This window comes from Prevotella jejuni (assembly GCF_900187995.1).
Lineage (GTDB): Bacteria > Bacteroidota > Bacteroidia > Bacteroidales > Bacteroidaceae > Prevotella > Prevotella jejuni.
In genome coordinates, this window is the sequence record NZ_FZNZ01000018.1 from 43,309 (window position 1) to 58,133 (window position 14,825).

Sequence of the window (14,825 nt, forward strand, 5' to 3'; positions counted from 1 at the left end):
TCACTACTCCCATGGACAGGAGCATACTCAATAAGCGATGCTTCATCCACCTTTTTTAGCTGCAGCTCATGTACATATATAACATAGAACACCGTTGTCAAATTCGATACATCCCATGCTTTTGGTATTGAATAAGACTTAACTAACCCATCCTTAGAATGTAAGTCTTAGAGAGAAAGGAGTAACCAACGACTCTATTAGCGTACACCTCAATTGTTGTGATATACTGCCTTAACGTGTGTAACCAGTATTGTCTTATCTATCCTTCACTCCTTTGCAACCTTTTAATTCCCAAAAGGAACTTTCCTTCATACCCCTTCGCGCTTTAGTTCTTTGACTAATTGTCAACAATTTTCACTTCTCTCAATTCTAATACTTGCCCTTCTCGGGTGAAGAAGACGCCTTTCAACATTCAAGGACATGCCCTTCTTGCACCTTGAATACGCCTTTCTTGAGGCAAGAAGGGCGTATTCTCCAACCCAGTATGTAACTATCTGATATATTGTAGTTTGTAAGCCTCATTCTAAAAGGCCATAGTCACCTATTTAGAGCGTATTCAGTTCACATGTATGTAATGATTTTTCTTACCCTCCAAGACGAATAGCTTTTTACAATAAAACAATAAACGGCCTACCACTCCCTCATAGAAGAAGCGTAAGGCCGTTGTTTCCTTTGTTCTATTTGTAATCTACCTTACTTAACAGGGATCTCCTCCAAAGTCTGAACGAGAAGTTTCCAGAAAGGCTCAACAGTTGCTATCTCAAGACGTTCCTTCGCTGTATGTGGACTGCGGAGAGTTGGACCAAGACTAACAACATCCATACCTGGATACTTGCCAAGGATAACTGAACATTCAAGACCAGCGTGGTCAACCTGTACAATACCCTCTTCACCATTCTGTTCCTTATAGACCTTCTTCAAAAGGTTAAGGATTTCGCTATCTGGATTAGGGTCCCATCCACCATATTGGCCGCTGAAGACTGTCTTCATGCCAGCCATATTGAAGCAGCTCTCCAACTGAGTAGAGATATAATCTCTCATGTCCTCACGGCTTGAACGAGCAAGAATCATAATAGAGGCCTTAGTTGGCTCAATATGTATAATTGCAAGGTTTGACGAAGTCTCAACAACGTTTGGATACGAAGGAATCATGCGTAACACACCATTGTGGCAAGCATAGATTGCATCAATAAGATTGTCCTGAATGTCTACAGGGACAAGATTTGCAGGCTTCTCAACATCCTCTACGAAGAACTCTACATTTGGTTCAATACCCTTGAACTCGTCTTCTAAGAGTGCTTTCTGGCGTGCAACCATATCCTTCAAAGCTGCAACATTGCTCTGTGGCAACGCCAAAACAACCTCTGCCTTGAATGGAATAGCATTGCGCATATTACCACCTTCCCAAGAAGCTAAGCGTGCACCAAGTTCAGTAACTGCATTGCGTACAAAGCGAACCATCTCCTTATTAGCATTGGCACGCCCCTCATTGATCTCAAGACCAGAGTGACCACCACGAAGACCCTTTAAGGTCACCTTTACAGCAGCTTCCTGATCGTTCTCAACCTCCTTATATTCTAATGTTGAAGTAATGTCGACACCACCAGCAGAACCAATCACAAACTTACCCCAAGTCTCTGAGTCAAGGTTCATAAGGATATCACTATGCAACTCACCACTTGGCATTTCATTGACACCATACATACCCGTCTCTTCATCACGAGTAATCAATGCCTCTACAACACCATGCTTCAAGGTCTTATCTTCCATGATTGCCATGATAGCTGCAACACCAATACCATCATCAGCACCAAGGGTAGTATTGTTTGCATAAACCCATCCATCCACGATATGTGTGACTATAGGATCGGTCTCAAAGTTATGGTTACTATCTGGAGCCTTCTGTGGAACCATATCCATGTGAGCCTGCAACAGAACCGTCTTGCGGTTTTCGTATCCTGGTGTGGCAGGCTTACGCATAACGACATTGCCGCCAGCATCGATATAAGACTCAACACCTACTCTTTTAGCAAAGTCTAACAAGAATTGCTGTACTTTCTCTGGTAATCCTGAAGGGCGTGGAACCTGTGTCAGATCATCAAAGTTTCTCCAAAGGCCTTCAGGCTTAAGATTTCTGATTTCACTCATAATGTTGATTTTAAAAGGTTATTATCATTGTTTATTCATTCGCTCAATAGATTCTTCTTCTACCCTTACTCTGCAGGACGAGTAAGCTCGGTTGGACGACCTAAAGACACTGGTGTCTTGGTGAAACTTAGTGCTATCCATGCATAGATGCCCAAGAGAATAACCAATAAGGTCTGAATGGTATGTACAATCAGTACGAAATAGAGTGCCTGATTGTCTGCCACTCCATAGAGTATCAGCATTGTCTTGACAGCAAAGTGCCATGGTCCTGCCCCGTTAGGTGTCGGTACTATAACGGCTACCGAGCCAACAACGAAACTCACAAGTGCACATGAAAGACCGAGGGTTGCTGTTGCATCAAAACAAAAGAACGTCAAGTAATAATGTAGGAAATAACTTCCCCATATCGCCAGACTGTAGAAGATAAACAAGGGAATATTCTTTACTTTACGTAATGAGCTAATTCCCTGCCATATACCACTAAACATTTCCTTCACTTTCTTATAGAAAGACAAGTGACGTAACACATAATAGATGAGGATAACAGATGCTACACCACAGATAGCTGTTACCAACCAGCCTGTTGATGAGAACATTCCGAAGACATCATCAATGCGTGTTCCCGTCTTAGAGAAGAAGTTTGTAAAGACTCCTATCTGCATTAAGAAGGCTGTAGCACTGATAAGTAATACGATAATCGTGTCTACTGCGCGTTCAGTAACTACCGTTCCGATAGCTTTCGGGAAGGCTACTTTATCATACCTATTCAATACACCACAGCGAGCAAACTCTCCTATGCGAGGGATAAGCAGACTAACAGCGTAAGAAAGGAAGATTGAGTTGACACATACCGACGAACGTGGATGCTCGCCAATAGGCTCAAGACTCTGCTTCCACCTCCACCCACGAAATGCTTGCGCCAGTATGCCGAAGGGGAGAGAGAGAATCATCCAGGTCCAGTTCATATCATGTAATAACACATGCTTGATGCTGGAGAAGTCGAATCCCCGGTACATCCAATAGAGGATTGCACTTCCAAGTAGTAACGGCAATGCAATCTTCACAGTATTGTTGAACAGTTTCTTCGTCCTCATATAATGGAGCAAAGATAATTAAAATGTTTTTTAATGCAAAATAAAATGAGTATCTTTGTAGGCAAATAAAGAAAAATTATGAAATTAGTCAAGCCAAAGAAGAATTTGGGTCAGCACTTTCTTACCGACTTAAACATCGCTCGTCAGATTGCTGACACCGTTGATGCCTGTCCTGACATACCGGTATTAGAGATAGGACCGGGTATGGGTGTCCTTACTCAATACCTTGTTGAGAAGCCACGTGAAGTGAAAGCTGTAGAGATAGATACGGAGAGTGTGGCTTTTCTCTACGATAAGTTCCCTAAGTTAAGAGAGAATATTCTTGGGGAGGACTTTCTCCTTATGGACTTGACAAAGGTCTTTGACGGAAAACAATTCGTACTGACTGGTAACTACCCATACGACATCTCATCTCAAATCTTCTTCAAGATGCTTGAGTATAAAGACCTTATTCCTTGCTGTACGGGTATGATTCAGCGTGAAGTAGCACAGCGTATGGCTGCTGCACCAGGTTCAAAGGCTTACGGAATATTGTCTGTCTTGATACAAGCATGGTATGATGTAGAATATCTCTTTACTGTAGATGAGAATGTCTTCAACCCACCACCAAAGGTGAAGAGTGCCGTTATCCGTATGACACGCAATGATGTGACAGACATCGGATGTGACGAGAAACTCTTCAAGCGTGTGGTAAAGACTGTCTTCAATCAGCGTCGTAAGATGTTGCGTGTGAGCCTACGTCAGATCTTCAATACTGGTAAACCAACGAATGGTTTCTATGAGCAAGACATCATGACCAAACGTCCTGAACAATTGTCTATCGCTCAGTTTGTTGAACTAACAAACATGGTTGAGGCGCAATTAGTTAATTATCAACAATAGAGTACATGACAAGAAAGGAGCAATATGAACAACTTACAACGCAGATTGTAGGTTTGATAAAAGATGAAACAAACCTCATTGGCATCTTAGCGAATGTATCAGCAGCACTACATGAGGCCTTCCCAGAGCGTTTCTTTTGGGTGGGCTTTTATCTACAAGCACATGGCAATATGCTGAGATTAGGTCCTTTTCAAGGGTCAGTAGCTTGTTACACCATCCCATACGGTAAAGGTGTCTGCGGGAAAGCATGGGAAGAAGGACACACACTCATTGTTCCCGATGTAGAGACATTCCCTGGACACATTGCTTGTAGTAGTCTTTCTCGCAGTGAGATTGTTGTCCCTATGTATGATGATACACATACCTTCCGTGGTGTACTCGATATCGATAGCACCCGCCTCAACGACTTCGACGAAGACGACAAAGAAGGCTTAGGACATATCATCGACTTACTCATGGAAGAAACACAAGACCTCTTCTTATAAAGAAGGATTGAGAAGCTTATTTTAAGTAAGAATAGTAGCTAACCTCCCAACGATACGGATAGTGTATAAGGAGTAAGACCTTGTTTTGACAAAAAAGTAAAGTAAAATCTTGTACATATCCGAATTAATACCTATTTTTGTAACATTGAATAATAACACAACGGAATATGATAGACGTTAAGCAGACATTAAATGATGCCAGCGAGCGCATGGAAATGGCAACGATGTATCTCGGTGATGAGTTGCAGCGCATCCGTGCTGGCCGTGCAAACGTAGCCATCCTCGATGGTGTACGAGTAGATTCATACGGTTCAAAGGTTCCTTTGAATCAGGTTGCCTCTGTCATGGTGCCTGACGCACGTACCATCGCTATCAAGCCATGGGATAAGAAAGCCATCAAGGACATTGAAAAGGCTATTATGGACTCAGATGTTGGTATCACACCAGAGAACAATGGTGAGCTGATTCGCCTTAACTTGCCTCAACCTACCGAGGAACGTCGTCGCGACTTGGTGAAGCAATGCAACAAAATAGGCGAGCGTACCAAGGTTGAGATACGTAATGTTCGCTCTGATATCAAGGAGAAACTGAAGAAAGCTATCAAAGATGGCCTCTCTGAAGACAATGAGAAGGACGCAGAAGACAGCTTACAGAAGATTCATGACAAGTTTATCAAGCAGGTTGATACGCTGTTAGAAGATAAGCAGAAAGAGATTATGACCGTTTAATAAAGCACACAACGGCCCCTCCCCCTTACCCCTCCCCCAAAGGGAGGGGAGTAATATGTACCGATTATCACAATTCTATTCAGATTAATAGCGGTAACTACTCCCCTCCCTTTGGGGGAGGGGTAAGTGAGAGGGGCCACTCTCTTTTATTTTTATGCGCGGCTTAGTAATTAAGAACACAGGTAGCTGGTACACGGTGAAGACCGATGACGGCAAGACGATAGATAGCAAGATTAAGGGTAACTTCCGACTGAAAGGAATACGCTCAACTAACCCTGTAGCTGTGGGTGATCATGTTGTTATCACGCCCAACCAAGAGGGAACGGCCTTCATCACAGAGATAGAAGACCGACGAAACTATATCATCCGAAAGTCACCTAACCTATCAAAACAGAGCCATATCATTGCTGCCAACATCGATCAAGCGTTCCTGGTTGTCACAACAAACTATCCTGAAACATCCACAACCTTTATCGACCGCTTCCTTGCCAGTGCTGAAGCTTATCGCATCCCAGTAACACTCATCTTCAATAAGCACGACTTACTTGAGGAGGACGAATTACGTTACCAGCATGCCGTAATGAATCTCTATGACACTATCGGATATCAATGTGTAGAGATACAGGCAAGCGCTGAAGCAGATAACGAGTTTAGCGTGGAGAAACTAAAGCCTTTACTGGCTGGTAAAGTGACCCTTTTGAGTGGGAATAGTGGCGTAGGGAAATCAACCATCATCAATGCTCTCCTACCCCATGTCAACCTTCGTACGGCTGAGATATCTGATGTTCACAACACGGGTATGCACACTACAACATTCAGCGAGATGCTGGAGTTGCCTATAGGTGGATATCTTATTGACACACCAGGAATAAAGGGTTTTGGAACATTCGATATAGAACGTGAAGAGCTGACAAGCTACTTCCGTGAGATTTTTAAGTTCTCAAAAGACTGCAGATTCTCAAACTGTACGCACACACATGAGCCTGGCTGCGCTGTAAGAAGGGCTGTCGAAGACCACTACATAGCTGAGAGTCGTTACAATAGCTACCTCTCTATGCTCGAAGACAAGGATGAAAATAAATATCGTGAGGCTTTTTAGCTTCACGTTTCTTTTGTTTGCTTGAATTTTATTTCATGATAAGAAAGATTTTTCTTCACGACAAGAAATATTTATTTTCATGATGAAAAATATTTCTTTTCACGTAAATAAATTGAAGAAGGAAGCTTTTATAATTGTTTTTTCAATATACGAATGATAGTAGAAAACAAGTAGACTAAAAGCTAAAAAAGCCCAAATTAACGCTTTGTGAGATGTTCTAATACACACTCCCAACTGTCGGTAAACTTGCGAATGGTAGGGAAAAGGATGTTAGCTCCTTCTTTTAAGAGCACCGAATCAGCCAAAGGACCACTATTGATGGCCACCGTATAGCAGCCAGCTGCTACTCCTGCATGCACTCCAAGTGGTGCATTTTCAACAACAATACCCTCTGATGGTGAATAGTTACCTGCTTTTTGCAATCCCATTAAGTAAGGATCGGGATTCGGTTTACCACGCTTCACATCGTAGGCCGTCGTTATCTGGTCCTTAGAAACAAACTCACCAAAGTCACGAGTGACACGCTCTATCAGGGGAAGTTGGGCACTTCCTGTGACAATACCTATCTTTAACCCACTCTTCTTAATCTTTCGCATGAGGTCTATCACACCATCAAACACCTTAGCCTCATGCATTTCATGGAAATAATGTGCCTTAACATCATATATTCGCTGGGCCTCATCCTCACTAAGTTCCTTATCTAATTGGGCTTTTGCGTACTTACGAATGGTGTCAACTCCACGTGCTCCCTCCGTTGCGTATGAGTCCTCAAGGGTGAAGTGGATACCAAACTCTTTCATAGCACGCTGCCAAGCAACACCGTGATTGGGCATTGAATCATAAAGAACACCGTCCATATCAAAGAGGACTACCTTGGGTTCTCTCCAAGACTCTCCTACGGAAGGGCTGTCTTGCTGAGGTTGTGACATCATCGTAACTTGCTTCACCTTATTATTATATATTATTATCCTCAAGTCCCTCAGCTATGTGAAGAACTTGAGGATATAGTAAGAATATTATAAATAGTACTCTCCGTGACATCTATCCACACCACCCTAACTTCGTTTCAGTAGGTATTCCTCCCCATTCGAGGAGCTTGGATAGGGTGCTTCCCTCCCTTTCGAGAAGAGATTGTGGAGAGGTTCTTATTCCTTAGTCAGTCTTTCCTGAATAGCTTTACTTTCTGCTTCGTACCCTGGCTTATTAAGAAGAGCAAACATATTCTTCTTGTATGCCTCAACACCTGGCTGATTGAAAGGATTAACTTCTTGTACAAGACCACTAATACCGCAGGCCTTCTCGAAGAAATAAATAAGCTGACCGAGGTAATACTCATTCAGTTTAGGAACGCTAACACGGATGTTAGGGACACCACCATCAACGTGTGCCAAGCGTGTACCAAGCTCTGCCATCTTGTTAACCTCGTCAACACGCTTACCTGCGAGGAAGTTCAAACCATCAAGATTTTCCTCATCATGTGGGAAGAGAACCTTAGCATTAGGCTCCTCGATAGAGATGACTGTCTCAAAGATAGAACGTTCACCCTCTTGAATCCACTGACCCATAGAGTGGAGGTCGGTTGTGAAGTCACAAGCTGCAGGGAAGATACCCTTGCGATCCTTACCTTCACTCTCTCCATAGAGCTGTTTCCACCACTCAGCAAAGAAATGAAGCTTTGGCTGGAAGTTAGCTACAATCTCGATCTTCTTGCCTGCTTGTGAGTAAAGACCTTGACGAACTGCTGCGTAACGTGCTGCAATGTTATTTGCAAAAGGAACATCAACAGAAGTCTCTTTCTCCATCACCTGCGCACCCTCAACAAGCTTCTTTACATCGAAACCAGCAACAGCGATAGGCAACAAACCAACTGGAGTGAGTACAGAGAAACGTCCACCGACATTATCAGGAATAATAAATGTCTTATAGCCTTCCTTTGTTGCAGCAGCACGTGCAGCACCCTTGTGCTCATCAGTGATAGCAACAATGACATCCTTAGCATTCTCCTTGCCCAGTTGATCCTCACATTGCTTCTTCAAAAGACGGAATGCAAGGGCAGTCTCGGTCGTTGTACCAGACTTAGAAATATTGATAACACCAAACTTCTTATCCTTCAGATAGTCTGTTAACTCGGCGAGATAATCCTCACCAATATTGTTACCAGCAAAGAGGATAGTTGGGTTCTTCTTATCATTTACAAGCCAAGCGAAGCTGTTACCCAATGCTTCAATGACAGCGCGAGCACCGAGGTAAGAACCACCGATACCTGCAACGACAACCACCTCACACTTCTCACGGAGTGTATTGGCAACTGCTTGAATCTCATCAAGGAACGCTGGAGTAATACTTGATGGTAAATGCAACCAACCAAGGAAGTCATTACCTGGGCAAGTAGCCTTCTCTAAAGCGTCTTGAGCTGCAGCAACATGAGGGGCATAAGCCTCTACTGTGCCTGGATTCAGAAACTGAACCGCTTTTGTGATGTCTAACTTAATACTTTCCATTTGTGTTTATCTAAATGAATCTGTTAATAATTTTATTTCTATTTGTGGACTAATACGTTCATAAAGGATGTTATATACAGCATCGAGGATAGGCATATTGACATGTAGACGACGATTTATCTCCTTCATACACTTTGTTCCAAAGTAGCCCTCAGCAACCATCTCCATCTCTATCTGTGCTGATTTAACGCTGTATCCTTTTCCTATCATTGTACCAAAGGTGTGGTTTCGAGAGAACTTACTATATCCTGTCACCAATTGATCACCAAGATACACACTGTCAATGATAGACCGCTTGATAGGATTTATCGTATTGAGGAAGCGCTCCATCTCCTGCATTGCATTTGACATCAGTACTGCCTGAAAATTATCACCATACTTCAAACCAGAACAAATACCGGCTGAAATGGCATAGACATTCTTCAATACAGATGCATACTCTATACCGAGGACGTCAGGAGAGGTCTTTGTCTTTACATAGTTTGATGCCAACACCTCCGTAAAAGCACGTGCCTTACTGAGGTCAGAACAGCCCACTGTGAGATAGGTCAAGCGTTCCATTGCCACTTCCTCCGCATGAGAAGGACCGCCAATGACTGCAAGATTATCGTAAGGCACATTATATGCCTCATGGAAATACTCCGAACACACAAGGTTCTCGTCGGGAACAATACCCTTAATAGCTGTCACTATCAACTTAGAACTTACCTTTGTCTTCAGCTTCTTTAGTAATGCTTTCAGATAAGGAGAAGGAGTTACAAACACCAACGTGTCATACTCTTGTACTATCGCATTGATATCTGATGAGAGCATCACCTCCTTCATATTAAACTTCACACTGGTGAGATAGGTTGGGTTATGTCCTCTCCGCTTAAACTCTTCTATCTTATCGTCACGTCGGAAGTACCAACCAATATGATGCGTATGCTCCACAACAATCTTAGCGATAGCCGTTGCCCAGCTACCGCTTCCTATGATTGCTATTTTACCGATGTCGAACATAGTCACTAAAGTAAAAAGGTTATAGGGTAATAAGGCTAAGAGTGGGATAAGATTAGCGTATCAGCAGGATGTTATAAATCCCTCTCTTAACGCAACACCATCTCCCTGTTTCTTCTATCCTATATCAGAACAATAGCTTACTCCCTACTTTCTTACCTATTTGCTTCTACTTTCTTATCTTTTATTTGCTTCTTCAATCCACTTTTGAATATTCTCAACAGAAGGCTTCTCGTAGCCGAGCTTGTACTTCTTGTTGATTTCTCCGAGTTTCTGCTGCAGCCCTTGTGCCTTCTCCTCTTTGATATCAGAGATGAGATTAAAGCCTGCCTTACGCAGAACATAGACCCACTCTTCAGCTACTCCGAGCTCAGCCCATTCCTTAACAGAAGACTGTGGTATCTTTGGTTCTGGCTTCATCTGTGGGAAAAGCAATACTTCCTGTATGTATTCCTTACCTGTCATCAGCATCACCAAACGGTCGATACCGATACCGATACCAGAAGTTGGAGGCATACCATACTGCAAAGCACGGAGGAAATCTTGGTCAATAATCATCGCCTCGTCATCACCCTTATCTGCTAAGCGCATCTGTTCTACGAAACGTTCCTCCTGGTCAATTGGGTCGTTAAGCTCTGAATAAGCATTAGCCAACTCCTTTCCATTAACCATCAACTCAAAGCGTTCTGTCAAGCCTGGCTTTGAACGGTGCATCTTCGTCAGTGGTGACATCTCAACAGGATAGTCTGTAATGAAGGTTGGTTGTACGTATGTACCCTCACAGAACTCTCCGAAGATTTCGTCAATAAGCTTTCCTTTACCGAAGCTCTCGTCTATCTCTTCTAATTTCAGCTCGTTTACAGCGATATTACGGATTTCTTCCTCTGTCTTATCACTAAGGTCAAAGCCCGTCTTCTCCTTGATTGCGTCAAGAATTGGCAGTCTACGGAATGGCGCCTTGAAGCTGATAACCTTATCACCGACCTGTACTTCTGGTTTTCCATTTACCTCTGTACATATCTTCTCAAGCAATCTCTCGGTGAAAGACATCATCCAATTATAGTCCTTGTACTGTACATAAAGCTCCATACAAGTGAACTCTGGATTATGGAAACGGTCCATACCTTCGTTACGGAAGTTCTTACCAATCTCATAAACACCCTCAAAACCACCGACAATAAGACGCTTCAGATAAAGTTCTGTTGCAATTCTCATATACATCTCGATGTTGAGAGCATTAAAGTGGGTGATGAACGGACGTGCACTTGCACCACCAGCAATACTCTGCAAGGTTGGCGTCTCCACCTCTGTATATCCTGCCTCGTCGAAGAACTTACGCATAGTACGTAGTACGGTGGCACGCTTCAAGAAAGTATCTTTCACACCATCATTCACAACGAGGTCGACATAACGCTGACGATAACGCTGTTCTGGATCTTCAAACTTATCGTAGGCTTCACCGTCCTTATACTTTACGATAGGCAGTGGCTTCAAACTTTTAGCCAAGAGGGTAATCTCTTTTGCATGTACAGAGATTTCTCCCATCTGTGTCTTAAACACTTCACCCTTAACGCCGATAAAGTCACCTATGTCGAGTAACTTCTTGAATACCTTATTATATAAATCTTTATCTTCACCCGGACAGATGTCATCTCGAGTGATATAAACCTGAATTCTACCCTTACTATCCTGTAATTCTGCGAAGGAGGCCTTGCCCATAACACGACGTCCCATCATACGACCAGCAATTACAACCTCACGGTGCTCGTCTTCTTTGAACTGCTCTTTGATATCAGTAGAGTAAGCATTTGTTGGGAACTCTGCCGCTGGATAAGGATTAATCCCCATCTCTCGCAATTCTTGCAGGCTTTGGCGGCGACCAATCTCCTGCTCAGATAATTCTAAAACGTTCATATTTATAATTAAATCGAATATATTCTTATAGTTTGCAAATTTACTAAATAATTCGCAAATTATGGCTGGTTTTGACTTTTTTATGGCTACTTCGCATTTATAACACTTACTTTTCAAGATTTATCCCATATTGCTTTTCAGTGCCTAAACAGATTTTGTTTTTATTATCGAACTGCCTGTTCGGATTACATAACTCTGCTGCTTCCAACCTACATCATGCAACAAAGTCTTCCAAGATACCTACCCGGTGATAATAGATAGTAGATAACCATGCAATCAATAAGAATAATAATGACTTCTGAAAACGTCTAAGAGATGAGCTATAATTACAGTTTTAGTTTTAAACTAAGTTGCTGTCATTTTAACATTTAACGCTAACTCGTTATCATTCAACAGCTTATATACAACAAAAGAATGACAGATATGACAGCAAAAATATTTTTCCTCTCATTCAGCCAATCCTTAACATCTTCACATTTTGCTCTTAGCTCGGTTGGAATAGCACAAAAGAAGGAGGGGGGATTTAATTATTTACGATAGTCAGTAATGGCACTCTATGTGAACTAAATTGGCTATGGGGATCTATAAGGCTCTACCAATGTACATAAATCGGTAGTCATCTGTGAAAGAAAGGATGACTCCCTTTTACTTTTTCTTACGTACACATAGGCGATGTCTCGACTATCACTCCACCCTTCTGATAGGTCTGCGAGATTACGAAAAGTCATTACACGGACTCGGGCTAATGACCCTCAAAACAAGGATATAATACCCCCTATTACCACATTCATAACCCACACGAAATCAGAGTGTTATAAATAGCTTTTAAGAACATGCCTTTCTTGCCCCAAGAAGGACGTCTTCTTGATGCAAGAAGGGCATGTTCTCTAACGTAGAAGGGCGTCTTCTTGTTACGTCCCCAGCCTCTTTCGCAATTGAGAGAGGGAACGATTACTGAAAAAGACAGACAAGAACGGACTCACAACCGACCTCTATACAAATTTAGAGGAGGGTGATTAATGAACTACTCTCACAATTTCAATCTGCAAGCGTAATGTTTCCTCTCCTTTTATCAGCAGTTCATGAGGAGTGACCTCACATTTTACACCTCTCCCATCGAGGGAGGAGAAGGGGAAAAAGCCAGCTGGGGAAGGAGAAAGGACCAACTGGAATTGGGGATAGACCACCTATGCAACAGTGAGTGAGGATGCCACCCCTCCAACTTTCATATACCTTTGTGCACATGAGTCTTAGGATAACATAATCCATCAGAACACATGACAACATACATTTAATAGCCGCTTAGCACCTCATAACTATTGCTGTAATGTTGCAATCTATCTAACTTTTTACTACCTTTGCATAGCATTAAACAGACAAAGTAATGAATATAGATAAAGTTTGGGAACATATCAAAAGGGAAGACGGACTAAGTCATACACTCGGTATGGAGTTTATTTCGACACCAGAAGACGACACCTTAAAAGCAAGGATGGCGGTCGACGACCGTAATAAACAGCCTTTTGGCTTCCTCGCAGGCGGTGCGTCTTTGGCTCTTGCAGAGAACCTTGCAGGCGTTGGATCGATGGCTTTATGCCCTGGGATGATGGCTATGGGTATTAATGTACACGGTAATCATGTCAAGGCAATGCCCTACGGTGGGTCGGTTACAGCTTATGGAAAGCTGATTCACAAAGGGCGTACGCTACACGTATGGAACATTGACATCAAGAATGACGATAACGAACTTATTTCAAGCGTACAAGTTACCAACTACGTCATAGCACCACAGAAGAAGTAAATGGATTCTTTTTTTATCTATCGCGAACCTTTTGAAGAGGTTTGTCATTGCTATACTCAACCAGAACAGCCGTCAGCTTTCGCTTCCCTCACAGCCCTTAACGGACGAGAAGGATTTGTTATTGCTCCCTTCAGTTGCCATACTAATGACAAAGTCTACTTGCTGGATGGGCCAAAGGGCACTTCGCTCGTTCTTCCATTAGATGGGAGTGAAGGCTTTGAGGCTATTCCTGAATGGCAAGACGACGCAGTGTTTGCTGCCTCAAGTATTGCTTATCGTGAGGAGTATCACAATGATTTCTATCGTTTCCATAGTGAGTTAGAACGCAATACATTCCGCAAATTGGTCTTGGCTCGCTCGGTCATCGAACAGAAAGACGAGCACATGAGTCCTCGTGACATTTTCTTAAATGCTTGTAGTAGGTATCCTCGCTCATACATCGCTCTTTTCTACACACAAGAGACAGGTATGTGGCTCATTGCAAGTCCGGAGATTCTTCTCCGTGGAGACGCTAATGGCTATCAAACCATGGCTTTAGCAGGTACGATGAGATATGCGGGTGAAGACATGAGATGGTCTGACAAGAATAGAGAGGAGCAACAACTTGTGACGGATTATATCCGTACTTGCTTACAGCCGTTTGCGATGGAGGTTACAGAAAGCGAACCTTACACGACACGTGCAGCCCACCTGGCTCATCTCCGCACAGATTTCCGTTTTCTTCTCAAGGATCAGCAACGCCTTGGAACCTTCCTTACAGCCTTCCACCCTACCCCTGCGGTATGTGGTATACCAAAGGATAAGGCACAGCAATTCATCCTATCTAACGAACAACTCAACAGAGGTTATTACAGTGGGTTTAGTGGACTGCTCTCTGAAAACGGTACGGCAAACCTCTATGTCACGCTGCGTTGTATGCAACTCTCCCGTTCTGCTTGCCGCCTCTATGCAGGTGGTGGTCTCTTAAAGGACAGCATCGAGGAGAATGAATGGCTGGAGACAGAATCTAAACTCGACACAATGCGAAAGCTATTAATAAGGGATTAGCCTAATAAGTATTATTGGCCTTATTAGGCTTATTAGGCTTATTGGCCCTATAAGCCTTATTAGCCCAATAGCCCAAATAGGCCCTATAAGCCCAATAACCCTAACCATCATCACCCAACACCCATCA

Annotated in this window: 12 protein-coding genes; 6 read left to right on the forward strand and 6 right to left on the reverse strand. The window is 42.9% G+C overall.

Going from position 1 to position 14,825, the window contains the following annotated elements; genetic code table 11:
• Window positions 1–693: 693 nt before the first annotated feature.
• A complete protein-coding gene (locus CHB62_RS08235; protein WP_089366458.1) occupies window positions 694–2,148 on the reverse strand; it encodes an aminoacyl-histidine dipeptidase in 1,455 nt (484 codons plus the stop codon).
• Between the two features lie 65 nt (window positions 2,149–2,213).
• On the reverse strand, window positions 2,214–3,242 hold the full coding sequence (locus CHB62_RS08240) for a lysylphosphatidylglycerol synthase transmembrane domain-containing protein (protein ID WP_089366459.1): 1,029 nt from the start codon (window positions 3,240–3,242) through the stop codon (window positions 2,214–2,216).
• Window positions 3,243–3,320: 78 nt separating this feature from the next.
• Between CHB62_RS08240 and rsmA the strand changes: the two genes are divergently transcribed.
• From rsmA to rsgA, 4 genes are all read left to right on the forward strand, one after another.
• Window positions 3,321–4,124 (forward strand): 16S rRNA (adenine(1518)-N(6)/adenine(1519)-N(6))-dimethyltransferase RsmA, encoded by an 804-nt coding sequence (gene rsmA, locus CHB62_RS08245; protein WP_089366460.1) that lies wholly within the window; start codon window positions 3,321–3,323, stop codon window positions 4,122–4,124.
• 5 nt (window positions 4,125–4,129) lie between these two features.
• A complete protein-coding gene (locus tag CHB62_RS08250; RefSeq protein WP_089366461.1) occupies window positions 4,130–4,609 on the forward strand; it encodes a GAF domain-containing protein in 480 nt (159 codons plus the stop codon).
• 167 nt (window positions 4,610–4,776) lie between these two features.
• Window positions 4,777–5,337, forward strand: a complete 561-nt coding sequence (frr, locus tag CHB62_RS08255) for a ribosome recycling factor (RefSeq protein WP_009011525.1) — start codon at window positions 4,777–4,779, stop codon at window positions 5,335–5,337.
• A gap of 154 nt (window positions 5,338–5,491) precedes the next feature.
• A complete protein-coding gene (gene rsgA, locus CHB62_RS08260; protein WP_089366462.1) occupies window positions 5,492–6,436 on the forward strand; it encodes a ribosome small subunit-dependent GTPase A in 945 nt (314 codons plus the stop codon).
• Between the two features lie 197 nt (window positions 6,437–6,633).
• Here rsgA and CHB62_RS08265 read toward each other — a convergent pair whose 3' ends face one another.
• The 4 genes from CHB62_RS08265 to lysS all read right to left on the reverse strand — a co-directional run bounded on the left by CHB62_RS08265 (window position 6,634) and on the right by lysS (window position 11,850).
• Complete coding sequence (locus CHB62_RS08265; protein ID WP_089366463.1) at window positions 6,634–7,368, reverse strand: inorganic diphosphatase; 735 nt, start codon at window positions 7,366–7,368, stop codon at window positions 6,634–6,636.
• Window positions 7,369–7,581: 213 nt separating this feature from the next.
• Window positions 7,582–8,937 (reverse strand): glucose-6-phosphate isomerase, encoded by a 1,356-nt coding sequence (locus CHB62_RS08270; protein WP_089366464.1) that lies wholly within the window; start codon window positions 8,935–8,937, stop codon window positions 7,582–7,584.
• Between the two features lie 6 nt (window positions 8,938–8,943).
• Entirely contained in the window at window positions 8,944–9,939 is a 996-nt protein-coding gene (locus CHB62_RS08275) for an NAD(P)H-dependent glycerol-3-phosphate dehydrogenase (RefSeq protein WP_009011521.1), read from the reverse strand.
• A 174-nt stretch (window positions 9,940–10,113) separates the two neighbouring features.
• Window positions 10,114–11,850 carry a lysine--tRNA ligase gene (lysS, locus tag CHB62_RS08280; protein ID WP_089366465.1) on the reverse strand — a complete coding sequence of 579 codons (1,737 nt, stop codon included), beginning with the start codon at window positions 11,848–11,850 and terminating at the stop codon, window positions 10,114–10,116.
• A 1,384-nt stretch (window positions 11,851–13,234) separates the two neighbouring features.
• Here lysS and CHB62_RS08285 point away from each other — a divergent pair.
• Window positions 13,235–13,651 (forward strand): PaaI family thioesterase, encoded by a 417-nt coding sequence (locus CHB62_RS08285; protein WP_089366466.1) that lies wholly within the window; start codon window positions 13,235–13,237, stop codon window positions 13,649–13,651.
• Complete coding sequence (locus CHB62_RS08290; RefSeq protein WP_089366467.1) at window positions 13,652–14,698, forward strand: isochorismate synthase; 1,047 nt, start codon at window positions 13,652–13,654, stop codon at window positions 14,696–14,698.
• Window positions 14,699–14,825 lie beyond the last annotated feature (127 nt).

Bases quoted from the DNA above. Each gene is read 5' to 3' on its own strand.
- CHB62_RS08235 (WP_089366458.1), bottom strand. From the start codon at position 2,148: ATGAGTGAAATCAGAAATCTTAAGCCTGAAGGCCTTTGGAGAAACTTT.
- CHB62_RS08240 (WP_089366459.1), bottom strand. From the start codon at position 3,242: ATGAGGACGAAGAAACTGTTCAACAATACTGTGAAGATTGCATTGCCG.
- rsmA (WP_089366460.1), top strand. From the start codon at position 3,321: ATGAAATTAGTCAAGCCAAAGAAGAATTTGGGTCAGCACTTTCTTACC.
- CHB62_RS08250 (WP_089366461.1), top strand. From the start codon at position 4,130: ATGACAAGAAAGGAGCAATATGAACAACTTACAACGCAGATTGTAGGT.
- frr (WP_009011525.1), top strand. From the start codon at position 4,777: ATGATAGACGTTAAGCAGACATTAAATGATGCCAGCGAGCGCATGGAA.
- rsgA (WP_089366462.1), top strand. From the start codon at position 5,492: ATGCGCGGCTTAGTAATTAAGAACACAGGTAGCTGGTACACGGTGAAG.
- CHB62_RS08265 (WP_089366463.1), bottom strand. From the start codon at position 7,368: ATGATGTCACAACCTCAGCAAGACAGCCCTTCCGTAGGAGAGTCTTGG.
- CHB62_RS08270 (WP_089366464.1), bottom strand. From the start codon at position 8,937: ATGGAAAGTATTAAGTTAGACATCACAAAAGCGGTTCAGTTTCTGAAT.
- CHB62_RS08275 (WP_009011521.1), bottom strand. From the start codon at position 9,939: ATGTTCGACATCGGTAAAATAGCAATCATAGGAAGCGGTAGCTGGGCA.
- lysS (WP_089366465.1), bottom strand. From the start codon at position 11,850: ATGAACGTTTTAGAATTATCTGAGCAGGAGATTGGTCGCCGCCAAAGC.
- CHB62_RS08285 (WP_089366466.1), top strand. From the start codon at position 13,235: ATGAATATAGATAAAGTTTGGGAACATATCAAAAGGGAAGACGGACTA.
- CHB62_RS08290 (WP_089366467.1), top strand. From the start codon at position 13,652: ATGGATTCTTTTTTTATCTATCGCGAACCTTTTGAAGAGGTTTGTCAT.